Source organism: Pseudomonas algeriensis (assembly GCF_048847255.1).
GTDB lineage: Bacteria > Pseudomonadota > Gammaproteobacteria > Pseudomonadales > Pseudomonadaceae > Aquipseudomonas.
Genome location: NZ_JBKKRK010000002.1, coordinates 11,883 through 36,942, shown reverse-complemented (window position 1 = coordinate 36,942; position 25,060 = coordinate 11,883). Strand labels below are relative to the sequence as shown.

At 59.7% G+C, this 25,060-nt stretch carries 21 protein-coding genes, 2 tRNA genes and 2 pseudogenes; 15 read left to right on the top strand and 10 right to left on the bottom strand.

Going from position 1 to position 25,060, the window contains the following annotated elements; all coding sequences use genetic code 11:
* The first annotated feature begins 66 nt into the window (after nt 1–66).
* The 8 genes from ACLK1G_RS02965 (at nt 67) to ychF (ending at nt 6,984) form a co-directional block, all read left to right on the top strand.
* Entirely contained in the window at nt 67–1,791 is a 1,725-nt protein-coding gene (locus ACLK1G_RS02965) for a tetratricopeptide repeat protein (protein ID WP_420764067.1), read from the top strand.
* Nucleotides 1,792–1,795: 4 nt separating this feature from the next.
* Nucleotides 1,796–2,413 (top strand): lipoprotein insertase outer membrane protein LolB, encoded by a 618-nt coding sequence (gene lolB / locus ACLK1G_RS02960; RefSeq protein ID WP_420764066.1) that lies wholly within the window; start codon nt 1,796–1,798, stop codon nt 2,411–2,413.
* Nucleotide 2,414: 1 nt separating this feature from the next.
* Nucleotides 2,415–3,266: a 4-(cytidine 5'-diphospho)-2-C-methyl-D-erythritol kinase gene (gene ispE / locus ACLK1G_RS02955; protein ID WP_420764065.1), complete on the top strand. Its 852-nt coding sequence runs from the start codon at nt 2,415–2,417 to the stop codon at nt 3,264–3,266.
* A gap of 37 nt (nt 3,267–3,303) precedes the next feature.
* Nucleotides 3,304–3,378: transfer RNA gene (locus ACLK1G_RS02950), tRNA-Gln, on the top strand.
* 47 nt (nt 3,379–3,425) lie between these two features.
* A complete protein-coding gene (locus ACLK1G_RS02945) occupies nt 3,426–4,367 on the top strand; it encodes a ribose-phosphate pyrophosphokinase (protein ID WP_003171603.1) in 942 nt (313 codons plus the stop codon).
* Nucleotides 4,368–4,507: 140 nt separating this feature from the next.
* Complete coding sequence (locus ACLK1G_RS02940) at nt 4,508–5,110, top strand: 50S ribosomal protein L25/general stress protein Ctc (RefSeq protein ID WP_420764064.1); 603 nt, start codon at nt 4,508–4,510, stop codon at nt 5,108–5,110.
* Between the two features lie 166 nt (nt 5,111–5,276).
* The gene (pth, locus tag ACLK1G_RS02935; protein ID WP_420764063.1) at nt 5,277–5,861 is read left to right on the top strand and encodes an aminoacyl-tRNA hydrolase; all 585 of its coding nucleotides are present in this window, start codon (nt 5,277–5,279) and stop codon (nt 5,859–5,861) included.
* A gap of 22 nt (nt 5,862–5,883) precedes the next feature.
* Entirely contained in the window at nt 5,884–6,984 is a 1,101-nt protein-coding gene (gene ychF / locus ACLK1G_RS02930) for a redox-regulated ATPase YchF (protein ID WP_420764062.1), read from the top strand.
* Nucleotides 6,985–7,038: 54 nt separating this feature from the next.
* Here ychF and ACLK1G_RS02925 read toward each other — a convergent pair whose 3' ends face one another.
* The 3 genes from ACLK1G_RS02925 to ACLK1G_RS02915 all read right to left on the bottom strand — a co-directional run bounded on the left by ACLK1G_RS02925 (nt 7,039) and on the right by ACLK1G_RS02915 (nt 10,634).
* Entirely contained in the window at nt 7,039–9,114 is a 2,076-nt protein-coding gene (locus ACLK1G_RS02925; protein ID WP_420764061.1) for a calcium-binding protein, read from the bottom strand.
* A gap of 3 nt (nt 9,115–9,117) precedes the next feature.
* Nucleotides 9,118–9,273, bottom strand: coding sequence for a hypothetical protein (locus ACLK1G_RS02920; RefSeq protein WP_420764060.1), 156 nt, complete (start codon nt 9,271–9,273; stop codon nt 9,118–9,120).
* 143 nt (nt 9,274–9,416) lie between these two features.
* Nucleotides 9,417–10,634: an MFS transporter gene (locus tag ACLK1G_RS02915; protein ID WP_420764059.1), complete on the bottom strand. Its 1,218-nt coding sequence runs from the start codon at nt 10,632–10,634 to the stop codon at nt 9,417–9,419.
* 335 nt (nt 10,635–10,969) lie between these two features.
* Here ACLK1G_RS02915 and ACLK1G_RS02910 point away from each other — a divergent pair, with 335 nt between their 5' ends.
* Nucleotides 10,970–13,027, top strand: a complete 2,058-nt coding sequence (locus ACLK1G_RS02910; RefSeq protein ID WP_420764058.1) for a methyl-accepting chemotaxis protein — start codon at nt 10,970–10,972, stop codon at nt 13,025–13,027.
* Nucleotides 13,028–13,130: 103 nt separating this feature from the next.
* Nucleotides 13,131–13,207: transfer RNA gene (locus tag ACLK1G_RS02905), tRNA-Met, on the top strand.
* Nucleotides 13,208–13,338: 131 nt separating this feature from the next.
* Here the strand turns inward: ACLK1G_RS02905 and ACLK1G_RS02900 are convergent.
* Together ACLK1G_RS02900 and ACLK1G_RS02895 are read right to left on the bottom strand one after the other, a co-directional pair.
* Nucleotides 13,339–14,664 (bottom strand): APC family permease, encoded by a 1,326-nt coding sequence (locus ACLK1G_RS02900; protein ID WP_420764057.1) that lies wholly within the window; start codon nt 14,662–14,664, stop codon nt 13,339–13,341.
* A gap of 148 nt (nt 14,665–14,812) precedes the next feature.
* Nucleotides 14,813–15,634 carry a carbon-nitrogen hydrolase family protein gene (locus tag ACLK1G_RS02895; RefSeq protein WP_420764056.1) on the bottom strand — a complete coding sequence of 274 codons (822 nt, stop codon included), beginning with the start codon at nt 15,632–15,634 and terminating at the stop codon, nt 14,813–14,815.
* Between the two features lie 123 nt (nt 15,635–15,757).
* Here ACLK1G_RS02895 and ACLK1G_RS02890 point away from each other — a divergent pair, with 123 nt between their 5' ends.
* Both ACLK1G_RS02890 and ggt read left to right on the top strand, forming a co-directional pair.
* Nucleotides 15,758–16,558: a helix-turn-helix transcriptional regulator gene (locus tag ACLK1G_RS02890; RefSeq protein WP_420764055.1), complete on the top strand. Its 801-nt coding sequence runs from the start codon at nt 15,758–15,760 to the stop codon at nt 16,556–16,558.
* 107 nt (nt 16,559–16,665) lie between these two features.
* Nucleotides 16,666–18,510, top strand: a complete 1,845-nt coding sequence (ggt, locus tag ACLK1G_RS02885) for a gamma-glutamyltransferase (RefSeq protein ID WP_420764054.1) — start codon at nt 16,666–16,668, stop codon at nt 18,508–18,510.
* On the opposite strand, the gene ACLK1G_RS02880 is transcribed toward ggt, so the two are convergent.
* From ACLK1G_RS02880 to ACLK1G_RS02865, 4 genes and pseudogenes are all read right to left on the bottom strand, one after another.
* On the bottom strand, nt 18,492–18,725 hold the full coding sequence (locus ACLK1G_RS02880; RefSeq protein ID WP_420764053.1) for a helix-turn-helix domain-containing protein: 234 nt from the start codon (nt 18,723–18,725) through the stop codon (nt 18,492–18,494). The two genes, ggt and ACLK1G_RS02880, sit on opposite strands and share 19 nt — an antisense overlap.
* Nucleotides 18,726–18,732: 7 nt before the next feature.
* Entirely contained in the window at nt 18,733–19,251 is a 519-nt protein-coding gene (locus tag ACLK1G_RS02875) for a DUF2975 domain-containing protein (protein ID WP_420764052.1), read from the bottom strand.
* Nucleotides 19,252–19,381: 130 nt separating this feature from the next.
* Nucleotides 19,382–19,813 (bottom strand): annotated as a pseudogene (locus ACLK1G_RS02870) (methyl-accepting chemotaxis protein); the annotation flags it as partial.
* A gap of 108 nt (nt 19,814–19,921) precedes the next feature.
* Nucleotides 19,922–20,608 (bottom strand): annotated as a pseudogene (locus ACLK1G_RS02865) (PAS domain-containing protein); the annotation flags it as partial.
* A 308-nt stretch (nt 20,609–20,916) separates the two neighbouring features.
* Here ACLK1G_RS02865 and ACLK1G_RS02860 point away from each other — a divergent pair.
* The 3 genes from ACLK1G_RS02860 to ACLK1G_RS02850 all read left to right on the top strand — a co-directional run bounded on the left by ACLK1G_RS02860 (nt 20,917) and on the right by ACLK1G_RS02850 (nt 24,311).
* Nucleotides 20,917–22,335 (top strand): short-chain fatty acid transporter, encoded by a 1,419-nt coding sequence (locus ACLK1G_RS02860; protein WP_420764051.1) that lies wholly within the window; start codon nt 20,917–20,919, stop codon nt 22,333–22,335.
* Between the two features lie 110 nt (nt 22,336–22,445).
* A complete protein-coding gene (locus tag ACLK1G_RS02855; protein WP_420764050.1) occupies nt 22,446–23,606 on the top strand; it encodes a hypothetical protein in 1,161 nt (386 codons plus the stop codon).
* A gap of 177 nt (nt 23,607–23,783) precedes the next feature.
* Nucleotides 23,784–24,311, top strand: coding sequence for an SET domain-containing protein (locus ACLK1G_RS02850; protein ID WP_420764049.1), 528 nt, complete (start codon nt 23,784–23,786; stop codon nt 24,309–24,311).
* Between the two features lie 9 nt (nt 24,312–24,320).
* Here ACLK1G_RS02850 and can read toward each other — a convergent pair whose 3' ends face one another.
* On the bottom strand, nt 24,321–24,965 hold the full coding sequence (can, locus tag ACLK1G_RS02845; protein ID WP_039594546.1) for a carbonate dehydratase: 645 nt from the start codon (nt 24,963–24,965) through the stop codon (nt 24,321–24,323).
* Between the last annotated feature and the right edge of the window lie 95 nt (nt 24,966–25,060).

The following is a 25,060-nucleotide window of genomic DNA, read 5'->3' as shown; positions in this document are numbered from 1 at the left end:
CGGTTATGTTTGACCGATGGCTTGTGTCATGATGATCCGACCGCAGGTAAGTCGTCCTCTTCTTATATGAATAGATCTTTTGCGTTGCTCCTCGCTTTTGCCTTTCTCGGCGGCTGCCAGTCCATGGCCCCCGTTTCGACGGACGGTACGCCACCGGTCGAAGGCAGCACTCCGGCTCCCGAAAAGCCCAAGGTGTACGGCTCGTTCAGCGAAGAAACTGTCTTCAGCCTGCTGAGTGCCGAGCTGGCAGGCCAGCGCAATCGTTTCGACATTGCCCTGGATAACTACGTCACCCAGGCCATCAACACTCAGGATCCGGGCATTTCCGAGCGGGCGTTCCGCATTGCCGAATACCTGGGGGCCGACCAGGCCGCGCTGGATACGGCGCTGATCTGGGCCAAAAACGCCCCGGACGACCTCGAAGCGCAACGCGCCGCCGCCGTGCAACTCGCGCGCGCCGGGCGTTACGACGACTCCATGGTTTACATGGAGAAAGTCTTGCTGGGCAAGGGCGATACCCATTTCGACTTCCTTGCGCTGTCCGCCGCCGATACCGACCAGGAGACGCGCGACGGCTTGAAGAAGAGTTTCGACCGCCTGCTGGAACGTCACCCGAACAACGGCCAGTTGATTTTCGGCAAGGCCCTGTTGCTGCAGCAGGACGGCGACTCCCAAGGCGCCCTTACCCTGCTGGAAGACAACCCGCCGGAAGCGGGCGAAGTGGCGCCTATCCTGCTGCGAGCACGCTTGCTGCAAGGCATGAATCGCGGCGACGAAGCCCTGCCGCTGATGGAAAAAAGCATCAAGAAATACCCGGACGACAAACGCCTGCGCCTCACTTATGCACGCATGCTGGTCGAGAACAACCGCATGGACGACGCCAAGGTCGAGTTTTCCAGCCTGGTGCAGCAATACCCCGAGGACGACGACTTGCGTTATTCCCTGGCGCTGGTCTGCCTGGAAGCCAAGGCGTGGGAAGAAGCCAAGGGTTACCTGGAAGACCTTATCGCCCGGGAAAGCCACGTCGATTCGGCCCACCTGAACCTGGGCCGCATCGCCGAGGAGCGCAACGATCCCGAAAGCGCGCTGATCGAATACGCCCAGGTCGGCCCGGGCAATGACTATCTCCCAGCGCAGCTGCGCCAGGCCGACATCCTGATCGGCAACGGCCGGACGGCCGAAGCCCAGAGTCGCCTGGCCGTGCAGCGCGACAGCCAGCCGGACTATGGCATCCAGCTCTACCTGATCGAAGCCGAAACCCTGTCGGCCAACAAACAGGGCGAGAAAGCCTGGAGTGTCCTGCAACTGGCCTTGAAGCAATACCCAGACGATCTGAACCTGCTTTATACCCGCGCCATGCTCGCCGAAAAGCGCAACGACCTGGCCCAGATGGAAAAAGACCTGCGGCTGATCATCCAGCGCGATCCCGACAACGCCATGGCCCTCAATGCCCTCGGCTACACGCTATCGGATCGGACCACCCGCTACGACGAAGCCAAGGTGCTGATCGAGCAGGCCCACCGGATCAATCCGGAAGACCCAGCCGTACTCGACAGCCTTGGCTGGGTGAATTTCCGCCTGGGCAACCTCGACGAAGCCGAACGCCTGCTGCGCCAGGCCCTGGAGCGCTTCCCCGACCAGGAAGTCGCCGCGCACCTGGGTGAAGTACTGTGGGCCAACGGCAAACAACGAGAAGCCAGGCAGATCTGGGACAAGTTCCTCAAGGAACAACCGGACAGCCCGATTCTGCGCGGCACCATCAAACGCCTGACCGGATCAGAGACCCTTTAAGATTATGTTTGTGCGCCACTTCATTATTTTCAGTTTCATCGCCCTGCTCGCCGGTTGCGCGGGCTTCGGCGCCCGAGAATCCGTCCAGGGCCATGGCGACCCGGCCCAGTGGCGCGAGCATAAAGAACAGCTCAGCGGCCTCGACGGCTGGCAGATCGACGGCAAGATCGGCATTCGCGCGCCCAAGGACTCTGGCAGCGGTACCTTGTTCTGGTTGCAGCGCCAGGATTACTACGACATTCGACTTTCGGGCCCACTGGGGCGCGGTGCGGCGCGGCTGACCGGCCGGCCAGGGCAGGTTTCGCTGGAAGTCGCCAACCAGGGACGCTACGAGGCTCCGAGCCCCGAAGCACTGCTGGAAGAACAGCTGGGCTGGAAACTGCCGGTTTCCCACCTCACCTGGTGGGTTCGCGGCCTCCCGGCACCGGACAGCAAGAGCCGTCTGACCCTGGACGCCGACAGCCGCCTGTCGAACCTGGAGCAGGATGACTGGCAGATCGAATACCTGAGCTATGCCGAGCAGAACGGCTACTGGTTGCCGGAGCGCATCAAGCTGCACGGCAGCAACCTGGACGTCACGCTGGTCATCAAGCAATGGCAGCCGCGCAAGCTGGGACAATGACATGACCGCTGCACGCCTGACGCTGCCCTCCCCGGCCAAGCTCAACCTGATGCTGCACATCCTCGGTCGTCGCCCGGATGGCTATCACGAGCTGCAAACGATTTTCCAGTTCCTGGATTATGGCGACGAGATCACTTTTGCCGTGCGCGATGACGGCGTGATCCGTTTGCACACCGAATTCGACGGTGTTCCCCACGACAGCAACCTGATCGTCAAGGCGGCGAAGAAGCTTCAGGAGCAATCCGGCTGTTCGCTGGGCATCGACATCTGGATCGAAAAAATCCTGCCCATGGGTGGAGGGATCGGTGGCGGCAGTTCGAATGCGGCCACGACGCTGCTAGGCCTCAATCATCTCTGGCAGTTGGGCTGGGACCTGGATCGCCTCGCGGCGCTGGGCCTTTCGCTGGGTGCCGACGTACCGGTTTTCGTGCGTGGCCACGCGGCTTTCGCCGAGGGCGTCGGGGAAAAACTCACACCGGTAGAGCCCGAGGAACCTTGGTACTTGGTGCTGGTGCCGCAAGTCTCTGTAAGTACAGCAGAAATTTTTTCAGATCCACTGTTGACACGTAACTCTCCTCCCATTAAAGTGCGCCCCGTTCCCAAGGGAAACAGTCGAAATGACTGCTTACCGGTGGTAGCAAGGCGTTATCCAGATGTTCGTAACGCATTGAATTTGTTAGGTAAATTTACCGAAGCAAAACTCACCGGAACTGGAAGTTGTGTGTTTGGGGGCTTCCCAAGCAAAGCTGAAGCTGATAAAGTCTCGGCCCTTCTTACAGAGACCCTTACAGGGTTTGTAGCAAAAGGAAGCAACGTTTCGATGTTGCATCGCAAGCTGCAAAGTCTGCTCTAAAAGGAATCGAGTGCTGGGCACTCGCAGCAACAGATACAGGGGCGTCGCCAAGCGGTAAGGCAGCAGGTTTTGATCCTGCCATGCGTTGGTTCGAATCCAGCCGCCCCTGCCATTTTCCTATACTCATCCAGGTATACCCTCAGCCTTCAGGTACTGCGCGTGTCCAAGATGATGGTCTTTACGGGGAACGCTAACCCCGATCTGGCTCGGCGTGTCGTACGTCAGCTGCATATCCCTCTCGGTGACATCTCTGTCGGTAAGTTCTCCGACGGCGAAATCACTGCCGAGATCAATGAGAACGTTCGCGGTAAAGACGTCTTCATTATTCAGCCGACTTGCGCTCCGACCAACGATAACCTGATGGAACTCGTCGTGATGGCTGATGCCTTCCGCCGTTCCTCGGCTACTCGTATTACTGCTGTTATTCCTTACTTTGGTTATGCCCGCCAGGATCGCCGTCCGCGTTCCGCACGCGTGGCCATCAGCGCGAAAGTCGTTGCCGATATGCTGACCGTGGTCGGCATCGATCGTGTACTGACGGTCGATCTGCATGCTGACCAGATCCAGGGCTTCTTCGATATTCCCGTGGACAACATCTACGGCTCCCCCGTCCTGGTGGATGACATCGAAGATCAGCGCTTCGAAAATCTCATGATTGTGTCCCCGGACATTGGCGGCGTCGTGCGTGCACGGGCCGTTGCCAAATCCTTGGGCGTTGATCTGGGTATCATCGACAAACGCCGCGAGAAGGCCAATCACTCCGAAGTGATGCACATCATCGGCGATGTCGAAGGGCGCACCTGTATCCTGGTCGACGACATGGTCGATACCGCCGGCACCCTGTGCCACGCGGCCAAGGCCCTGAAGGAGCATGGCGCTGCCAAGGTCTTCGCCTACTGCACGCACCCTGTGCTGTCGGGTCGGGCGATCGAAAACATTGAAAATTCCGTGCTGGACGAGCTGGTGGTGACAAACACCATCCCGCTGTCCGCTGCAGCACAAGCCTGTGCGCGTATCCGTCAGTTGGATATCGCACCGGTGGTTGCCGAGGCGGTTCGCCGCATCAGCAATGAAGAATCGATCAGTGCGATGTTCCGCTAAGGGCCCTGCCCTTTCCCGGATATCTCGTTGACGAAAAGCGCCCCGCCCCAACACTCATGTTGGGGCGGGGCTTTTTTGCCCATACTGCTTTGGCGTCGGTCGCAGACGTCATTCGGATATGGCTATTTTGGAGAAACAACATGACCGATTTCATTCTGAACGCCCAAGCGCGTACCGACCTGGGGAAAGGTGCGAGCCGCCGCCTGCGTCGTCTCGCCAGCCAGGTTCCTGCCGTTGTATACGGTGGTGACAAGGCCCCTGAATCCATCACCATGCTGGCCAAAGAAGTGGCCAAGCTGTTCGAAGACGAGGCTGCTTTCAGCCACGTGATCGAATTGAACGTTGATGGCAAGAAGCAAAACGTCATCGTTAAAGCGATGCAGCGTCACCCGGCCAAGCAGTTCATCATGCACGCTGACTTCATCCGCGTCGTGGCTGGCCAGAAACTGACCGCTACCGTTCCAGTGCACTTCATCAACGAAGCTGCTCCGATCAAGAAAGGCGGCGAAATCTCGCACGTGACTTCCGAGCTGGAAGTTTCCTGCCTGCCGAAGGACCTGCCTGAATTCATCGAAGTCGACCTGGCTGACGCCGAGATTGGCACGATCGTTCACCTGTCCGACCTCAAGGCTCCTAAAGGCGTTGAGTTTGTTGCCCTGGCACACGGTGATGACAAGGCTGTTGCCAACGTCCACGCTCCACGTGTTGCTCCAGAAGCGACTGAAGAAGGCGCAGCAGAGTAATTACACTCTGTCGCCGGAGTGACCGGAAACATCGCGGACTGGAACGTAGCGAGACAACGGGCAAGAACGCGAAGTTTACTTAACGGTAGATCCGCAATTTTCGTTCGTTGTCGCCACACCGTCTGACCGCGACATGTTAACCACCACTCCAGGAAGGGCCCCTATCGTGAATGCCATCAAACTGATCGTTGGCCTGGGAAATCCAGGCGCCGAATACGAACAGACCCGGCATAACGCAGGGGCCCTTTTTGTTGAGCGCATCGCGCACGCCCAAGGCGTCAGCCTGGCCGCCGATCGCAAATATTTTGGCCTGACCGGGCGTTTTTCACACCAGGGTCAGGATGTTCGCCTGTTGATTCCCACCACCTATATGAACCGCAGCGGCCAGGCCGTGGCGGCGTTGGCCGGTTTCTTTCGCATCAAGCCTGAAGAAATCCTGGTGGCCCACGACGAACTCGACCTGCCTCCGGGCGTTGCCAAGCTCAAGCAGGGCGGCGGCCATGGCGGTCACAACGGGTTGCGCGACATCATTGCGCAACTGGGCAATCAAAATACCTTTCACCGCCTGCGGCTCGGCATCGGCCACCCGGGCGTTGCCAGTATGGTTTCAAATTTTGTCCTGGGTCGCGCGCCTCGCGCCGAACAGGAAAAACTCGATGCCAGCATCGACTTTGCCCTCGGCGTGCTGCCGGATATCCTCGCCGGTGAATGGAACCGCGCGATGAAAAACCTGCACAGCCAGAAGGCCTGACACTTATCCGAGGGGAAACACCATGGGATTCAATTGCGGCATCGTCGGCCTGCCTAACGTCGGCAAGTCCACCCTGTTCAACGCCCTGACCAAATCCGGTATCGCGGCCGAGAACTTCCCCTTCTGCACCATCGAGCCGAACAGCGGCATCGTGCCGATGCCCGATCCGCGCCTGGACGCACTGGCGGCCATCGTCAATCCCAAGCGCATCCTGCCGACCACCATGGAGTTCGTCGACATCGCAGGCCTGGTGGCCGGTGCTTCGAAGGGTGAAGGCCTGGGCAACAAGTTCCTGGCCAACATCCGCGAAACCGATGCCATCGCCCACGTGGTGCGCTGCTTCGAAGACGAGAACGTGATCCACGTTTCCAACAGCGTCGACCCGAAACGCGACATCGAGATCATCGACCTGGAACTGATCTTCGCCGACCTCGACAGTTGCGAGAAACAACTGCAGAAGGTTGCCCGCAACGCCAAGGGTGGCGACAAGGATGCAGTCGTCCAGAAAGGCCTGTTGGAGCGATTGATCGCTCACTTCACCGAGGGCAAGCCCGCGCGTAGCCTGATGAAGGACATGAGCACCGACGAGAAGCTGGTGATCAAGGGCTTCCACCTGCTGACCACCAAGCCGGTCATGTATATCGCCAACGTCGCCGAAGACGGTTTCGAGAACAACCCGCATCTGGACGTGGTCCGTGCCATCGCCGAGGAAGAAGGTGCCATGGTCGTTCCGGTCTGCAACAAGATCGAAGCGGAAATCGCCGAACTGGACGATGGCGAAGAGAAGGACATGTTCCTCGAGGCCCTGGGCCTGGAAGAGCCTGGCCTGAACCGGGTGATCCGCGCTGGCTACGAAATGCTCAACCTGCAGACCTACTTCACCGCCGGTGTCGAAGAAGTCCGCGCCTGGACCGTTCGCGTGGGCGCCACCGCCCCGCAAGCCGCTGGCGTCATCCATACCGACTTCGAAAAGGGCTTCATCCGCGCCGAAGTCATCGCCTACGCCGACTTCATCCAGTACAAGGGCGAAGCTGGCGCGAAGGAAGCCGGTAAGTGGCGCCTGGAAGGCAAGGAATACATCGTCAAGGACGGCGACGTGATGCACTTCCGCTTTAACGTCTGAAATGAAAAAAACACCGCGTGGCAGTGACTGTCACGCGGTGTTTTTTTATGGGCGTCAACTTAACAAATGCCATTGATCGACGTCTGGCGCCACCCCGATCAGGCCTAGTTGGGCGTCGGGAGCCGCTGTGGGAGCAAAGACCATGTTGTCTTCGCCGAGGCTTTCCCGCCAGTCCCCGGCCAGCGCAACCTGGAACGAATGGCCTTGCGCGTCCGCTTGCGCATCCTTCAGGTAAGTGCGGTCCAATGCCTCGTTGTAGACCAACTTCAGCGTAGTGCCCGTACCCTCTCCGAAGCCGGTATAGCCTAGTGCCGACACATCGATCTTGTCGTCAACCGTAAAGCCTTCGATAAGGTCGGCAAAGCTCTGGTTGTCGGTACGGTAGCTGTCCTCGATGGAGAGATAGCGGAACACGTCGGCGTTTTCCCGATTGTCCGTCCACAACGAAATGTCGGCTCTGTCCCCACCGTTGAGACGATCGGCGCCCGCGCCGCCGATGATGACATCCGCTCCGGCGCCGCCGTTGATACGGTCATTGCCGTTCAGGCCATGGATGATTTCCGACAAGGCAGAACCGGTAATCGTATCGTTGGTAGATTCCCCTTCAAGCGTGGGCGCTGTGAACACAAGATTCGTGTTGTTCAATTGCCCAACCAGATTGCCATCCAAGGTCAGTTCAAAACGTTGCCCGGTAGCATCGGCGTCGAAGCTCTTGAGGTAGGTGCGGGTGCCGTCCGCGCTGGCCTGGATGGCCAAGGTACCGTCATGGCCATCGCCAATACCGGTGAAGCCCAGGCCGATCAGGTCAATGCGGTCCTCGGAGACATCGAAGTCCTGGATTCGGTCGCTGCTGTTCAGCGTGGCGGTGCGGAAGCTGTCGCCCCGTTCGGTAAAACGGAAGATGTCCGAGCCTGAGCCACCTTGCAACACATCACGCCCGCCGTCGCCGTGGAGCACATCATCGCCCGCCAGGCCGTGGATGATTTCGGCGGCATCGGTGCCCCGCAAGATTTCCTCGCCGGCGTACCCCTCCATATGGAGCTTGCCGTCCTGGCTGCCAAAGCTTGAGTCCAGGCTACCGTCGGCGTTCAAGCGGATGACATTGAAATCTCCGTTGTTCGTGCCGGCAGCCACGATCCTGCCGTCGGCTTGCACCGTCAAAGCCACCGGCGTGTCGGCCTCGAAGGTCACCGAGCCATTGCTGCCGAAACTACTGTCGAATGACCCGTCAGCGTTGAGCCGCGCCACGGTAGCCAGGCGATCGCCCTCGCCATGCCCTATCACGATGATCTTTCCGTCAGCCTGCACGGTGACCACCGAGTCTTCGCCAAACCCCATGGCAGCGCTCAAATGCAGGACGCCGTCGTCACCGAAACGGGTATCCAACTGACCGTCGGCGTTGAAACGCTGCAAGGCGAACGTCGGATCGCCCATGCCGGCGGCATTGTAGGCAGCCCCGACCACGACACTTCCATCTGCCAACACCGCAGTGGAGATCCCTCCGTTGAAAAACGGGTCTTCGTAAATGTCGACGGTGAGCACGCCGTTGTGACCAAAGCCGTCGAACAAGCTGCCGTCATTGCCAGCCTTGGTCACGGTAGCCTGGTCAAACCCGCGGGCACTGACCTGAAAGGTGCCGTCCGTATTGGCCGTCAGGTCGATATCCTTGAAATCATGGGTGATGTCGACCGTCATGACACCGTTCTGACCAAAGCCGACATCGCGCGTCCCGTCACTGTTGTAGCGCTCCACCTGTATGCCGGTGTTCAGCGCCACAGCGACGAGCACCTTGCCATCGGCCTGCACCGCCGTTAACTCATAGCGGGACGCTGGGGCTGTCATGGTCGGTATCGTATCGACGCCACCTTCATGAAAGCGGGTGTCCAGGCTGCCATCCGCATTCAGGCGGATAACGGAATGGTTCTGCTCGTAGCCGTAGCTTTCCTCACCTGGCGCCCCGGGGTAGCCCCATGCCAGGTACTCGGTATAGCCGCCAATCAGTATCTTGCCGTCCGGCTGGATAATGATGCTCTGGGCATCATCTAGCTGGCCGGTGAGGTCGACCTGGACAGTGCCGGGGCCGGTTCTCACGGTATGGGAATTCAGGTTCGGGTTATCGACGGTTGCCATGGTTTAGTCCCTTAAAAGAAATGCCAGTTTCGTCACCTGGTAGAGCGACAACGCTTTGCACGCTGCCTCGGTCATAACCATGACCGGTGGCTTCTTGTTGGAGCCAATTGACTGGAACAGGCTCTTTGCGTCGGAAACACCAAAGAGCGGCAAGTTCATTCATGGCTCAGGGACAACGATAAACGGTACATCGACCCCATCCGGGGTCGAGAGCAAAATGCCTGATGGATTGACCGAGGCTCTGTACGAAAGGTATCCGCACTGGCCCATACTGCGTTGAAACGGGGCTCGGAATGTTCGATTCAGGCCCTTTTGGTCCTTGGCAGGAAAATCGCCAACACGCCGAACAACGGCAGGAACGAGCACAGCCAATACACGTATTCGATACCCCGGATGTCCGCCAGATGCCCCAGCAGCGCGGCGCCGATCCCACCGAAGCCGAACATCAACCCGAAGAACACGCCGGCGATCATCCCGACGTTGCCCGGCACCAGCTCCTGGGCATACACCACGATGGCGGAGAAAGCCGATGCCAGGATGAAGCCGATCACCACGCTGAGGATGCTGGTCCACAGCAGGTCCACGTGAGGCAGGATCAGGGTGAAGGGCGCCACACCCAGAATCGAGAACCAGATCACCGCCTTGCGTCCGATCTTGTCGCCGATCGGGCCGCCGAAGAAGGTCCCCGCCGCCACTGCGCCAAGGAACAGGAACAGGTGCAGCTGGGAAGATGCCACCGACAGGTCGAACTTTTCGATCAGGTAGAAGGTGAAATAGCTGGTGAAACTGGCCATGTAGAAATACTTCGAGAACACCAACAGGCCAAGCACCACCAACGCACTCAGGACCCGCCCCTTGGATAAGCCATGCGTCGCCGCCTGGCCTTGCTTGAGCTTGAACAGGTTCAGGTGATTGGCGTACCAACGGCTGATGCGGTACAGCACGAACAAGGCAAACAGCGCGAACAAGCCGAACCAGGCCACATTGCCTTGACCGTAGGGAATGATGATCGCTGCGGCCAGCAGCGGGCCGAATGCGGAGCCGGCGTTTCCGCCCACCTGGAAAGTCGATTGCGCCAGGCCGTAACGACCGCCGGAAGCCAGTCGCGCCACTCGCGATGCCTCGGGGTGAAAAGTCGACGAGCCGATGCCGATCAAGGCCGCCGCCAGCAGGATCATGGCAAAGCTGCCGACCATGGACATCATCACGATGCCGATCAGCGTGCACACCGTTCCGGCCGGCAACAGCCAGGGCTTCGGGTGCCGATCGGTGTGATAGCCGACCCAAGGCTGCAACAAAGATGCGGTCAACTGGAACGTAAGGGTGATCAGGCCGACCTGGGTAAACGTCAGGCCATAGCTGTCCTTGAGCATCGGATAGATGGACGGCAGCACAGCCTGGATCAGATCGTTGATCAGATGAGCCAACGCCACCGCACCAATGATGCGCATGACCAAAGGACTGCTTTGGGGCGTGGCGCGAATGGGCGTCGCGTCAGCCGGGGTATTGCTGATAGCCATGGGAAGTTTCCAGACGGCAGGTGGGAGCACATGGGCAAGGTTCGCCAATGTGCCATTTTTCAGTGCGACAAGGCTATCCCATTAGCTTGCTATCGACCGATAAAAAATAGTCGGCAAACAAGGTGATAGCGCAACGCCATGGTCTGAATCTTGCCTTGTAAAAGTCTTACGACGCGGCCCCTTACAAAGGGGACCGAGAATGGGAAGTTTCGCTACAGAGCAGGCCTACAGAGCCGGCCTGGACAAGCTTTCGAGGCCTTTTGAAAGAGCACCCGTTTCGGCACTTGTGTAAAAACGCACAAAAAAAGTGCAAGGGTGTTCAGGGGAGTATGGGCATGCAGGCTTTTCTATCACCGGGCATCCGGTTGCTGGGGCATTTTGGTTTCGCCCGTAAATTCCAGTTGTTGTTCCTTTTGTTCATCCTGCCGCTCATGGGCAGCCTGTGGCTCATCGGCCAGGACTACCGGGACAAACTCAACCTGATTTCCGGAGAGCGCGCCGGCGTACGCCAGTTGCTCGCCCTGGATAACCTGGACAACCTGCTCGCCGCACAGCGCAATCGCGCGGCGCGCTGGCGGGCCACGGAGACCAATCGACAACCCACCCCTGCGACGATCGCCGCCATGGCCGCGTTCGATGCGGTGCAACCGGAGCTCAACCAGGTCGCCAACGATCTTGGCGCGACCTTGCAGGCCGAGGGCGTCGAAGCCGACACCCTCGCCCGCTACCAGGCCTTGCAGACCAGCCTCAACGGCCTGGATTCCAAGAGCCTGGGCGCCGTGGGTTGGTGGCCGGATGGCTATGATCGTTTCACCGCAGCCCTCAGCGCATTGCAAGCTTTGCGCGAACAGATGGTCATGGACAATCGCCTGACGCTCGCCTCCTGGCTGGAAACCTACCTGCTCACCCAGATTTCGACCCAGCAGACACCCGAGCTGATCGAACGTGTCGGCCGCCTGGCCAGCGTTGGCCAGGCCTCGGTGGTGTCAGGCCAATTCACTTTGCAGAGCCGCCTGCAACTGCGTGACTTGCGCAGCCGCATCGGCGACGCCCGGGATCAGTTGGTCAAGACCGGTGCGTTGCTGGAAACACGCTTGCCCAGCGAACTGCAATCCTGGGCTGGACAATTCCAGGGCAGCCTCAAGCACTTGGATGCCGGCTTGAAAGTCTTGGATGAAGGCGTATTCGGTGGCTCCATCAATCTCAAGCCGGAAGCGTTCGAGAAACACATGGACGCCCTTCTCCGAGACCTGGCGACCCTGCGACAACAATCGCTGGTCGCACTGGACACGCGGCTGGACCATTACCACGGCTCGGCGATCCGCCAGTTCACATTGGTGGCCACGGTGCTTGGCTGCCTATTGCTGGCGGCGCTGTACCTGTTCGTCTGCTTGCAAGCTTCCATCCGCCGCAGCGCCAGTGGCATTACCCTGCTGGCTGAAGCGCTGCGTGACGGAAACCTGAGCCTGCAAGTTCCGGTACAAGGGCGTGATGAGCTGGCAGCTATCAGCACCGCGCTCAATGTCGCCGTGGTGCAGTTGCGCACCAGCCTGCTGGGCGTGGATCACGAAACGCTGCAACTGAGCGACGCCGTGCGCACCCTCAATACACACTCCAGCGGCGCCTTGGGCGAAGTCGAGGCTCAGCAGATGCAAATCAGCCAGATCGCCGCCGCCGCGACGCAACTGGCCGCAACTTCCCAAGGCGTTGCGAAAAGTTGCGAACAGGCGTCAGACAGCGCCCAACAGACCCGCCGCATCGCCGCCGACAGCAGCCGCGACAGCCAGCGCACCACGGCGAGCATTCAGCAGCTCAACCAGCGGCTCAACGAAACCGCCGCCGCCTTGGGCCGGGTCAGCGAGCAGGGCCAACAGATCCAGCTGGTGGTCGATACCATTCGCGGCGTGGCCGAGCAGACCAATCTCCTGGCGCTCAACGCCGCCATCGAAGCCGCCCGCGCCGGTGAACAAGGCCGGGGCTTTGCCGTGGTGGCCGATGAAGTGCGCAGCCTGTCGCAACGTACCCAGTCCTCCACCCAACAGATCGCCGGCACCGTCGACAGCCTGCGCGCCACGGTCAACGAAGCCGTCAGCCTGATGGAAGCGGCCTGCGGCCAGGCCCAGACCGATGCGCAAGCCGTGACCGGCCTTGGCGAGCGTCTGGGGGAAATTGCCAGCGCCGTACAGAGCGTCACCGATACCCTGGCGCAAATCGCCACCGCGGTGGATGAGCAGGCCAGCACAGCCGACGAGGTCAGCGGCAATATCCAGCAGGTCGATCAAGCGGCCATGCGCCTGCTGGAAGGCGCCCGCGCGGTGAACGTGGCGGCGGACACCTTGAGCCAAGGCAGCCAGGCCTTGAGCGCGAACACAGGGAGATTTCAGCTCAGTTGACGCACATTGGCGACGAGGATGGTTAAGCGGTTGAAAGTGCAGAGAAATATTTTGGATTTACGCTTGACACATCTTCGTTACCAGCGAATAATGCGCGCCACTTGGCTACATAGCTCAGTTGGTTAGAGCATAGCATTCATAATGCTGGGGTCCGGGGTTCAAGTCCCTGTGTAGCCACCAAGTCCTGTTCAAAGATGTTCCTGAATGTCTTTGAACAACAAGAAGCCCGCCTAGTGCGGGCTTTCTTGTTTCTGGGTATATCTCCCTGAATGCCCCCGCAAGATTCAGCTATTCCCACGGGGCGTAGTGATTTATGTGGCTTCCTGGAAATCCATCTCCGGTGGCTGGCGACGAAAACCTCCCGTCAGCACCGCCAGATACACCACGCCAATCGCCAGCCAGCTCAGGCCAAGGTAGATCGCCAAGTGATCGAGGCTGACCATCAGCCATACATCAGCCGCCAGACCAACGAACGGGAACAGCAGGAACAACACGAATTCACGCAGCCCTTTCTTCTGCGCGCCGATCCAGTAGTGAAAAATCACCGACAGGTTCACCAGGCTGAATGCCAGGAACGCGCCGAAGTTGATGAACGAGGTTGAGGTGGTGACGTCCAGTTTCAGCGCCAGCAACGCGACCACGGCGCACAAGAGAATGCTGTTGACCGGCGTACCGAAGCGTTCATGCAAGGCGCCAAAGAACGATTTCGGCAGTACGCCATCTCGGCCCATGGCGAACAACAGCCGGGAGCCGCTGGCCTGGGCCGACAGCCCCGACGCGAATTGGCCAACGATCAGGCCGATCAGGAAGATCGATACGAACAGGTCGCCACCGATATTGCGGGCAATTTCATAGGCCGCCGCGTCGACACTGTCGAACTGGGACGACGGATGGGCGATCTGCACGAAGTACGACACGCTGACGAAGATCAATCCGCCGACCAGGGTAATCAGCATGATCGCTCGTGGAATGGTACGGCGCGGATCGCGGGTTTCTTCGGTCAGGGTACTGACCGCGTCGAACCCCAGGAATGAATAACAGGCGATGGCTGCGCCGCTCATGATCAATGGCATCTGCATGTCACCGTTAAAAAAGGGCTCGACCGACCATAACGGTGTGCTCGCATCCCCGCCGACATAATGAACGCACAACGCAACGAAGGCGATCAGCACCAGGAATTGCACCAGCATCAATAGCGCGTTGATGCCGTTGGCCAGTTTCAGACCGACGATGTTGATCGCACTTGTGATGCCAATGAAGACCAGCACCCAGAGCCACTGCGGCACGGTCGGGAATGCGGAATGAAGGTAGGCCGCGCCGATCAGCCAGATGGCCATGGGCAAGAAAAGGTAATCGAGCAATACCGCCCAACCGGCGATGAAACCGAGTTTCGGGCTGATCGCCTTGCGGACATAGCTGTAGGCCGAACCGGCGACAGGGAACGCCGCGGCCATTCGGCCGTAGCTCATCGCGGTGAAGAACATCGCCACCAGTGCTGCCAGGTAAGCGGCGGGGACCATGCCGGAGGTGGATTGAGCGAGAATACCGAAAGTGCCAAGGACAATGATCGGTGTCATATAGGCGATGCCGAACAGCACCACCGACCCCAATGACAGGGTGCGTTGCAAATGAGCCATGAGTGACTACTCCGAATTATTAGATTTATGGCAGAGCCGAGTTCGGCGCAATTTCGGGTGTTAGGTTCTTGTTCTGTTTTTTTTCAACGCAAACGTGTTGCTTGTCAGGGCCTCTTCGCGGGCAAGCCCTGACGACACAGATTCAGGATCAACGCGAAGGAATCAACAGCTCTCGCAATCCATAGGGATGCTCGACAATCTCTCCCGGCATCTTCAGCCGCTGATCATCGAGGTAGCGATAATCACGCCGCGCCGCCGTCAGTTGGTTCAGGTCCAATTCCACCGCAAACTGCCCTTCTTCGCGCCCGGCCTCGAACAACAGCGTGCCCAGCGGGTCCACCAACGCACTGCCGCCTGCGAACACCAACCCGCCGTCCCCTTCTTCCACCCGATTGACCATCAGCGCATACGCTTGGTTTTCCTGGGCGCGAGCCATGATCGCGGTGCGGTGAGTCGGCCCGTAGGGGTCCATGTTGCCGTTGGTGACGATCAGCAGTTCGGCCCCCAGTTGCGCCAGGGCTCGGGCGGTTTCCGGAAACTCGATGTCGTAGCAGATCAGCAGACCGACGCGCACACCGTTCCACTCACACGTGGCGTAACGGTCGCCGGCCTCGAACACACCGCGGTCCGACGCCCAGAGGTGGGTCTTGCGATACTTCAGCGCGATACCCTGCGGGGTGATCAGCAGCGTGGTGTTGTAGAAGCGGCCACGGTCGTTTTCGGCCACGCCTATGACCACGGCAATGTTGTGCTCCCGGGCCGCAGCAAGCACCGCGCTGACAGTCCGGCCATCCAATGGCTCAGCGGTTTCTGCCACTGTCTCAAGCGATGGGAAGCCCATCAGGTGCGTTTCGGGAAATACGATCAACTGCGTATCGGCCGCACAGGCGGCAATCGCCTGAAGGGCGCGTTCGAGGTTATAGGCCGTGTCGTTATCACGGCCCGCCAACTGGGCGAGTTCGACTTTCATGGGTATTCCTTGTTCTAACCAGGCGGGCTGGAAGATTGCCCGGTCGGTGTCTGTGAGCCAGTATGCGCAGCAGACCCACGGCGGGAAATCACGCCGCTGGGGTAACCCGATAGGGGTAGAGGCATGACACTTTCGTTAGACGACATCGCGTGGCACCGCTCGGTCGGGCAACTGATCGACGCCTTGGACAAGCCTAATTTCTGGACGCAGCTGGTCCGTTTGCTCGATCAATACGTACCTTTCGACAGTTGGGTGGCACTGCTTTTCAGCGCCGACCAGCGCCCGCAGGTATTCGCAGAGTGCCCGGGTGCGGACGGCAGTCCGGATCAATTGTTCCAGGATTATCTGCGCGGCCTGTATCTGCTCGATCCGTTCTACATCGCCTGTCGCGAGCAGTCGCGCACCGGGCTGTATCGCCTGTCGGAAGTCGCACCGGAACATTTCGAGTTGACCGAGTACTACCAGCGTTACTTCCGCCTGAATGTGGTGTCCGATGAGGTCCAATTCAATTGCCAGCTCGAAGGCGACCGCACGCTTTGCCTGTCGCTGGGCAGCAAGCAGCGGTTCAGTGGCGAGCAGACTGCCTTGCTGTCACTCATCCAGCCCTGGGTGCTCGGCCTGTTGCGCCAGCGCCTGCCTTACGAAATCAACGAAGTGGTGGCCCTTGCACCAGCACCGCCGCAAGCCGATTGGCGCGTGCAGCTGGAAGCGTCAGTCCAGCAGCTCAAAGGCGCGCAATTGACCGCACGGGAGCTGGATGTCGGGCGCTTGATGCTCAGCGGTTGCTCCAGCAAGGAAATCGCTCGCAAGCTGGAAATTTCCGCCGAAACCGTAAAAGTCCATAAAAAACATATGTACAGCAAACTGGGGATCAAGTCCCAGTCCGAGCTGTTTTCTATTTTTCTCCAGGCGCAGAACGCCTGACGTCTTGTGGGGGCGAAGCCGAATCGCCGCCCCCCGTCGATTTGCGCCCCACGCCTCGTATCGCTACAGTCGATCTCAATATCCTTGGCCCATGGACGGAGCGACACGTGCTTTCAGATCTCAAATCGAATCTTCATCGCCTGTCAGCCGTTTCGCTGCTGGCTGTCGCCTTGGCACTTGTCGCCTGCAAGGCTCCGCCCTCCTCCACGTCCGCTTCTGCCTTGCCCACGGCTCCGGAAATCGCTTCCGGCTACCGCACCGATCTACAGACACGTCATGCCGACAAACACATGGCCGCCGCGGCAAACCCGCTTGCCGCGCAAGCCGGCCGGGAAATGCTCCGGCGCGGCGGGTCGGCCATCGACGCGGCAATTGCCATGCAGGCAGTGCTGACGTTGGTGGAGCCGCAGTCTTCCGGCATCGGCGGAGGTGCGTTCATTGTGCTATGGGACGGCAAGGCGGTGCGTACCTACGACGGCCGCGAAACGGCGCCGGCCGGTGCTACCGAAAAACTTTTCATCCAGGCCGACGGCAAACCGATGCCGTTTACCGCCGCGCAGATCGGCGGCCGCTCCGTGGGTACACCGGGCGTGTTGCGTGCCCTGGAGCTGGCCCATCGCAAACATGGCCGCCTGAAGTGGGCGACACTGTTCGAGCCGGCAATTGTATTGGCGGAACAGGGGTTCAGGATTTCGCCTCGACTTCACTCGATGATTGCCGCCGATGCCTCTTTACCCGGCTCGCCCGACATGGCCGCCTATTTCCTGAATGCCGACGGCAGCCCCAAGGCAGTGGGCACCCTGCTTAAAAATCCGGCACTGGCGGGCGTCCTCAAGCGTATTGCCAACGAAGGCCCCAATGCTTTGTACGAAGGGCCCGTTGCTGAAGAAATTGTCGCCAAGGTCCAAAGCCACGCCAATCCGGGCAGTCTGTCGTTGAGCGACCTCAAAGGTTACGCCGCCCGGGAGCGCGCGCCGTTGTGCACCGACTACAAACGCTGGCAAGTCTGTGGCATGGCGCCGCCCTCCTCCGGCGGGATTGCCGTGGCGCAGATCCTCGGAACATTGGAGAACCTGGAACAGCGCGACGGCCAAACCGCCCTCGCGGCATTGAAACCGATCAAATCCACGAACCCCGCTGGTATCGAGCCTTTGCCCGAAGCCGTGCACATGATTTCCGAGGCTGAGCGCCTGGCCTACGCTGACCGCGCCCTCTACGTTGCCGATCAGGATTTTGTCCCCGTGCCGGTCAAAGGCTTGGTCGACCCCACGTATCTGGCGAGCCGCGCAAGCCTCATCGGCCCTCGCAGCATGGGCGTTGCCAAGCCGGGAACACCACCGGGCATCCAGATGGCCTTCGCGCCGGATCGCTCGCCCCTGCGAATTTCCACCTCGCAAGTAGTGGCCGTGGATGACCAGGGCGGCGCCGTGTCGATGACGACCACGGTGGAGTCAGCGTTTGGTTCGCACTTGATGGTGCAGGGATTCATGCTCAACAACCAGATGACTGACTTTTCCTTCATACCCGAAGAGAACGGGCGCAAAGTCGCCAACCGCGTCGAGCCCGGCAAACGCCCGCGATCGTCCATGGCTCCGACCCTGATCTTTGATCGCCAGAGCGGCGAATGGCTGGCCGCGGTTGGTTCCCCAGGTGGATCGCAGATCATTGAATACGTCGCCAAGTCCGTCATCGGCCTGCTGGATTGGGACCTGGACCCGCAAGCCGCCGTCAATCTTCCCAACTTCGGCAGCCGCAATGGCCCCACCGAACTGGAACAGGGGCAATTCAGCCCGGCGTTGGTCCAGGCGTTGAAAGACAAAGGCCACACAGTGGGCGAAATCGACATGACCAGCGGCACCCAGGCGATCATCCGGGTGCGTGATGGCCAAGGGAAATCCTCGCTGGCTGGCGGGGCGGATCCAAGGCGCGAAGGTCAAGCGCTGGGCGACTGATCGGATTCGCTTCGCGGCTGGTAAACCAGCAGGTCGGCCGGCTGACAGTGCAGATAGTCACAGATGGCGTCCAGGGTCGCCAAACGTATGCCCTTGACCTTTCCCTGCTTCAACAGGGAAAGGTTGGCCTCGGTGATGCCAATGGCGGCGGCAAGATCCTTGGACTTGACCTTGCGCATCGCCAGCATCACATCAAGTTGAATCACGATAGGCATGAGTATCTCAAACGAAAGTTCGGTTTTCTGAATCGACTTCAGCGGCTTGGGACAATATCCGGGCAATGATCGCAATGCACGCCGCCAGAAACAAAGCGACGAAGGACGGCGCGGTGATGCTCAAGCTCAGCAATCGCTGGCCAACGGGCGCATTGATGGTGAGCAGCAGGCTCAACAAAGGTTCGCACAGGAAATCCAGCAGCACCCACAATGCCACCGCGCGGCCGGCCTTACCCAGTGCAATGGCGGCTTCGCCGGAGAAATACTGCCCCTGCGCATAGCGCTTGAAGAGCTGTCGCAGATTGACCAGCCCGACTGTCAGCGCCAGCAGAGGGATACTCGATAAGAAGATCGCGCCGAGGCTCTGCCAACCAGTTAACAAGGTCGCCTCCCCTGACAGGCTGGACAACTGACGCTGAGTCAACGCAAAGCCCAGGCCGTACTGCGACTCGATATCAGGAAACACCCAGACCAGGGCATTGATGACCATCATGGCCGCAATGAATATCAGCGTGATGGCAGCCATGCGTTGACTATAAACAGCTAGGCGATTCGAACCCATGTGAGGCTCCAACAGAACGAAAGGAGCCCAGAACATAGCCTTAAAATTATCGAAATACGATAATTAATTTGTAAAAAACAACAATAAACCGCCCTTATGTTGATAACTGATTGGCAAACTGGCTCACCGCGTCCACGACTTTCTTCGCGCCGTCCTGGATCTCGACGATTACCGTTCCCGCCTCGGCCGCCAGGGCCAGGCCCTGTTCAGCCTGGTGTTGGCCGTCGGTCATCAGCGCCACGGCATTGCGAGCCATGTCCTGGTTCTGGCGAACGACGCCGACGATCTCATCGGTTGCCTGGCTGGTACGCGACGCCAGTTGCCGGACCTCATCGGCCACCACCGCAAATCCGCGCCCTTGTTCACCGGCCCGGGCAGCCTCGATTGCGGCGTTGAGCGCCAGCAAGTTGGTCTGTTCGGCGATGCCGCTGATGGTCTTGACGATGGTTCCGATGACCAGCGACTGTTCGTTCAGTGCCTCGATACCCTGGCCAGCGGTCTGCATATGCCGGGCCAGGTCGCGCATCACGTCCACGGCCTGGGTCACGACGGTGGTGCCGCGCTGGGCGCTGTTATCGGTTTGCAGGGAAGTGCTGTAGGCGATGTTGGCGGCCGCGGCAACGGCTTTTTCCTGCTTGACCTGGTCGGTGATGTTGGTGGCGAACTTGACGATCTTGTACAGGCGATCGTTGGCATCGACCACCGGATTATAGGAAGCTTCCAGCCACACCTCGCGACCGCTGCTGTCGATACGCTTGAAGCGCCCGGCAACGAACTCGCCGCTGTTCAAACGCTTCCAGAACTGCTGGTAGGTCGCGCTGTTGTATTGCTCAGGCTCGCAAAACGTACGGTGATGCTTGCCCTTGATCTGCGCGAGGCTGTAACCCATCGCATTGAGGAAACGGTCATTGGCCGTCAATACATGGCCACCCAGGTCGAACTCGATTACCGCCGTCGAATGCACCAGGGCACTTATCAGGTTCTCATGCTCGCGGGAGTTTTCGATGGTGCGAGTGAGGTCGTTGGAGTACATCGAAAAAGAACGAATTCGCCCCTCGGCATTGCGTATGGGCTGGAGGATCGAGCGCAGCCAGGCCTCTTTGCCGTCGCCCCGCATCAGGCGCACGGCGCCGGAAAAATGCTCGCCACGGGTCAGCGCGGTCTTGAAGCGCGCCTGGAATTCATTGGACTTCAGGTAAGCCGGTACCAGTTCCTCGACAGAACGGCCAATCAGGTCTTGGCTCTTGTAACGCATGTCATCGAGAAAGTTCTGGTTGACCGACTGTATCCTCCCCTCAGCATCGAGGGTCAAACCGAGCATTTCGCGATCAAGGCTCTCTTTTATCTGCATGAGGCTGGAGAGTTCTTGGCGAAGAGCGAGCAGCTCCTGCTTCAAGCGATTGTTGAACATGGCAAGCTCCGGCAGGCAGGAGAATTACTGCTGTTCCTTGCCATCGGCCCAAGGATTTTTTTCTGAAGAGCGCCGGTGTTCGGTCTGAAAAAAATCACGTCGGACTCCGAACGCCGGTCCGTCTCCCACGGTCATTGGATTGTTCCAATATTGGCGCCCGACCGCCGATGCTTCGTCGCTCCAGATACCGATAATCATAAAAACCCGAGGTAATTGCCGTGACCACTGACATTGAAGACAGCCGTTCCGCCCGCTTCGCGCTGCGCTGTTCCAGTTTTGCCGAGCGCTGGTTCCCCGACTCCTGGGTCTTTGCCGCGCTGGCGGTGCTGGTGGTCGCGCTGGCGACGCAGCTCATTGGCGCCACGCCCACTGCCGCAGCCATGGCTTTCGGCGATGGGTTCTGGAGCCTGATTCCCTTCACCATGCAAATGGCGTTCGTGGTGATTGGCGGTTATGTAGTGGCCAGCTCGCCTCCAGCCGTCAAGCTGATCGACCGCCTGGCGCGCATTCCCAGCAATGGCCGCTCCGCGGTGGCGTGGGTGGCCGTGATCTCCATGGTCGCATCGCTGCTCAACTGGGGGCTGTCGCTGGTGTTCGGCGGCCTGCTGGTGCGTGCCCTCGCCCGGCGCGCGGACTTGAAGATGGATTATCGCGCCGCTGGCGCTGCCGCTTACCTGGGCCTGGGCGCGGTGTGGGCGCTGGGGTTGTCTTCTTCGGCCGCGCAATTGCAGGCCAACCCGGCCAGCCTGCCGCCGTCGATCCTGTCGATTACCGGCGTCATCCCTTTTACCCAGACGATTTTCCTCTGGCAGTCCGGTGTGATGCTGCTGGCGCTGATCGTGATCTCGGTGATCATCGCGTATGCCACCGCGCCGGGCCCCAACAGCGCCCGTGACGCCGCCGCCTGCGGAATCGACCCCAGTTTCAGCATGCCGGCGCTGCAACCGCGCACCCGCCCCGGGGAATGGCTGGAGCACAGCCCGCTGTTGACCATTGCATTGGTGCTGCTCGCCGCTGGCTGGCTGTTCCATGAGTTTTCGACCAAGCCGGCCATCAGCGCCATTTCCGGGCTCAACACCTATAACTTTCTGTTCATTATGTTGGGCGCCTTGCTCCACTGGCGGCCACGCAGTTTTCTCGATGCCGTGGCCCGCGCCGTGCCAACCACCACCGGCGTGCTGATCCAGTTCCCGTTGTACGGATCGATTGCCGCACTGTTGACCACCGTCAAGGGCAGCGATGCGCAGACGCTGGCACACCATATCTCGACCTTTTTCGTACAAATCGCCTCCCATGACACCTACGCCCTGTTGATGGGCGTCTACTCGGCGGTGCTGGGCTTTTTCATTCCTTCCGGCGGCGGTAAGTGGATTATCGAAGCGCCCTATGTCATGCAGGTGGCCAACGACCTGAACTACCACTTGGGCTGGGCCGTGCAGATCTATAACGCCGCCGAAGCACTGCCGAACCTGATCAACCCGTTCTACATGCTGCCGTTGCTGGGCGTTCTGGGGTTGAAAGCGCGGGACTTGATCGGATTCTCTTTCGTGCAGTTGCTGGTTCACACGCCGCTGGTATTGGTGCTGCTGTGGGCCCTGGGGACCACGCTGACCTACCTGCCGCCAGTAATGCCATAAAGCCATAAAAAAGGGCCGATTTTTCCATCGGCCCACTTCTTCTTCGGCTCCGTCTGTTTCAGTATGGATACACCCTGTTTCCAAGGGCCCACGCTGAAAAGGATCTGAGCATGTTCAAACTCGCCGTACTTCCTCTCGCCGCCTTGGCCTTGAGCGCCACCGCCCAAGCCGCCGACATCGGTGTCAACCTTGGCAGCACCGAACGCGTCACCCGCCTCTTCGCTTACCCCAACAACTGCAATGTCATCTGTTTTCGCAACTGGACACTCGAGCAGACCGTCGAGCATTATTTGACGCAAAGCGTCCAGCGCGACGGCTACGACGCGGCCAAAGTCGAGGTCAAAAGCGACAACGGCACCGTCTACGCCAACATCAGTGGCGTGCCGAAGAGTTATGGCCAACCGTTGGCCGCCTTGCTCAACGCCGGCGACCTCGCCTATAACGGCGCCACGAAACTCAACAACGATAAAAAATGGGCCTACAACTGGTACCTGTTCCTGCCCCTGGGCATGGCGCTGGAGAACCGCAAGAGCGTCGAGCTGCTGCACTTCCCGCCGGATTATTCGCTGACCCAGGCCCAGGATTACCTGGAGTCGGCCACCACCGACCGCTGGGCCACGCTGCTGACCGCCAACGGCATCGCCGCCGGGGACACGCCTGCTTACCAGACCATCATCGACATCGCGCCCATTGCGGCGCCGTCCAATGCGGGCAGTACACTCGCCGGCCTGTATAGCTATTTCAACGATTACCAGACCACCATGGTCAAGGAAGTCACTCGGAACGCCAGCGGGGCGTCGCTGCCGATGGTGGCTTTCGGAGCGCCCGTCCGGGACTGGATCAAGACCCAATACGGCCAGACCGTGGCGGTACTCGGCCTGGCGACCATCGAGCCTGCGCCGGGGGCCAAGGTTCCGGTGCTGGGCTCCAACCACCCCAGCTACATCTGGTACGCAGCCGATCCGGACAGTTATGACGGCGACCAGGCCAAGGCCGATGCCGCGGGCTTGAAAGTCATGGGCCAGGACCTGAGCGCTGCATGCTGGCAGGCCGGAATGGGCAGCAAGCCAGGCACCGACCCGAGCGCATTACTGAGCCAATGCACCCAGACGTGGCAGGTCACGCAAAAAGAGCAGACTTGCGAGCTGTTCTACACCTCGGTTCGCAAGCTGAGCGAGGTGGACGCAGACAAGAAGTGCGAAACACCACCGGTCAAATCGCAACTGCAGCAGTTGAAAGTGCCCATGCCATTACCCGCCGAAGCCGTATAAACCCTGACGAGCCTTTCCTGTGTAAGCCTGCGCTCACACGGGAAAGCGCTTATGACACCTGTCAGAGTCGACAGTAGATACGCATCACGGCCTGGAGGAAGCTATTGGAGTTTTTAACCGCCGCCGGCTGGAGGCCAGCGCTGAAAAGTCGAGTGTCCAGCACCGACAAGGACGGTCATGATCGAATTCATCGACAATTGCGTCGATTCAAAGACCCGGGACTGCATCTATCCGGGAAAACAATTCAGCCCTCGCCAGGGCTATCCCTCGGTGCGCGATTTTGAAGTGCGCCAGACCAACGCCGGTCGCGGCAATGGGATCATCGCCCGCAAGCCATTCGCCCCCATGACGCGGATGTGCAGGGTATCGGGGCTGCTGATCAGCCGCCGACGCCTGCACACATTGCAGCTTCTGCCGGATGTCCACATGTACGACCCACACTTCGCCGGATTGCTGCTGCACTCCTGCAATCCCAATGTCTTCCTGGACATGAGCGAATTGTGGCTGTGGTCCCTGACGGATATCCGTGAAGGCGACCGCCTGGCGATGGACTACGCCAGTACTGAACGCAAGCTGTATCGGCAATTCGCCTGCCGGTGCGGTTCATCCAACTGCCACGGCTGGATCACTGGCTATGACGAATCGCCGAATGAGCGAGGAATGGAATTTTTGCGGCACTGGCGGCGCCGTTGTCATCGCGACTAGAGGTTGCCCTCAGGGCGCGTCGACCGGACGTAGCCGATACTGCGGCGGCAGTTGCTCGAAGCCGCTGATCGTGGTGTCCAGGCTTTTCCAGCGCCCGTCCTTGATGCCGTAGATGCAGCCATGAATCGACAACTTCTGCCCACGGTGCCAGGCGTTCTGCACGATGCTGGTGTGGCCCACGTTCGCCACTTGCTGGATCACATTGAGCTCGCACAAACGGTCCACGCGTTCTTCTTCGGTGGGGAGCTTGGCCAAGGCATCGCGATGCTCGTAATACAGATCGCGAATCGAGCGCAGCCAGCCGTCGATCAGGCCCAGTTGGCGGTCCTGCATCGAAGCACGCACGCCGCCGCAGCCGTAGTGACCCGTCACCAGGATGTGCTTGACCTTAAGCACGTCGACTGCGTATTGGATGACCGAAAGGCAATTCAGGTCAGTGTGCAGTACGACGTTGGCGACATTGCGGTGCACGAACAGATCACCCGGCAACATGCCAACGATTTCGTTGGCCGGTACCCGCGCATCGGAGCAGCCGATCCACAGGTATTCAGGGGTCTGCTGACGAGCCAGCTTGGCGAAGAAGTCAGGATCCTCCTGCTTGATCGCATCGGCCCAGCGCGCGTTGTTATCAATCAGATCTTGTAATTCATTCATGCTGTCCAGCCTCGATAGAGAGTGCCCAACTGTGACAGACGACCGCCGGTCGAGGTCACGTCGGCGATGCATTGGAATTCCTGGCCCCACAATCG

What these genes read in the sequence shown, in the direction of transcription:
- ACLK1G_RS02925 (WP_420764061.1), bottom strand. Translation starts at nt 9,114, where the DNA reads ATGGCAACCGTCGATAACCCGAACCTGAATTCCCATACCGTGAGAACC.
- ACLK1G_RS02965 (WP_420764067.1), top strand. Translation starts at nt 67, where the DNA reads ATGAATAGATCTTTTGCGTTGCTCCTCGCTTTTGCCTTTCTCGGCGGC.
- ACLK1G_RS02880 (WP_420764053.1), bottom strand. Translation starts at nt 18,725, where the DNA reads ATGCCTATCGTGATTCAACTTGATGTGATGCTGGCGATGCGCAAGGTC.
- ACLK1G_RS02875 (WP_420764052.1), bottom strand. Translation starts at nt 19,251, where the DNA reads ATGGCTGCCATCACGCTGATATTCATTGCGGCCATGATGGTCATCAAT.
- ACLK1G_RS02855 (WP_420764050.1), top strand. Translation starts at nt 22,446, where the DNA reads ATGTTCAAACTCGCCGTACTTCCTCTCGCCGCCTTGGCCTTGAGCGCC.
- can (WP_039594546.1), bottom strand. Translation starts at nt 24,965, where the DNA reads ATGAATGAATTACAAGATCTGATTGATAACAACGCGCGCTGGGCCGAT.
- ACLK1G_RS02915 (WP_420764059.1), bottom strand. Translation starts at nt 10,634, where the DNA reads ATGGCTATCAGCAATACCCCGGCTGACGCGACGCCCATTCGCGCCACG.
- ACLK1G_RS02900 (WP_420764057.1), bottom strand. Translation starts at nt 14,664, where the DNA reads ATGGCTCATTTGCAACGCACCCTGTCATTGGGGTCGGTGGTGCTGTTC.
- lolB (WP_420764066.1), top strand. Translation starts at nt 1,796, where the DNA reads ATGTTTGTGCGCCACTTCATTATTTTCAGTTTCATCGCCCTGCTCGCC.
- ACLK1G_RS02850 (WP_420764049.1), top strand. Translation starts at nt 23,784, where the DNA reads ATGATCGAATTCATCGACAATTGCGTCGATTCAAAGACCCGGGACTGC.
- ACLK1G_RS02920 (WP_420764060.1), bottom strand. Translation starts at nt 9,273, where the DNA reads ATGAACTTGCCGCTCTTTGGTGTTTCCGACGCAAAGAGCCTGTTCCAG.
- ACLK1G_RS02940 (WP_420764064.1), top strand. Translation starts at nt 4,508, where the DNA reads ATGACCGATTTCATTCTGAACGCCCAAGCGCGTACCGACCTGGGGAAA.
- ACLK1G_RS02895 (WP_420764056.1), bottom strand. Translation starts at nt 15,634, where the DNA reads ATGAAAGTCGAACTCGCCCAGTTGGCGGGCCGTGATAACGACACGGCC.
- ispE (WP_420764065.1), top strand. Translation starts at nt 2,415, where the DNA reads ATGACCGCTGCACGCCTGACGCTGCCCTCCCCGGCCAAGCTCAACCTG.
- ACLK1G_RS02910 (WP_420764058.1), top strand. Translation starts at nt 10,970, where the DNA reads ATGCAGGCTTTTCTATCACCGGGCATCCGGTTGCTGGGGCATTTTGGT.
- ACLK1G_RS02890 (WP_420764055.1), top strand. Translation starts at nt 15,758, where the DNA reads ATGACACTTTCGTTAGACGACATCGCGTGGCACCGCTCGGTCGGGCAA.
- ychF (WP_420764062.1), top strand. Translation starts at nt 5,884, where the DNA reads ATGGGATTCAATTGCGGCATCGTCGGCCTGCCTAACGTCGGCAAGTCC.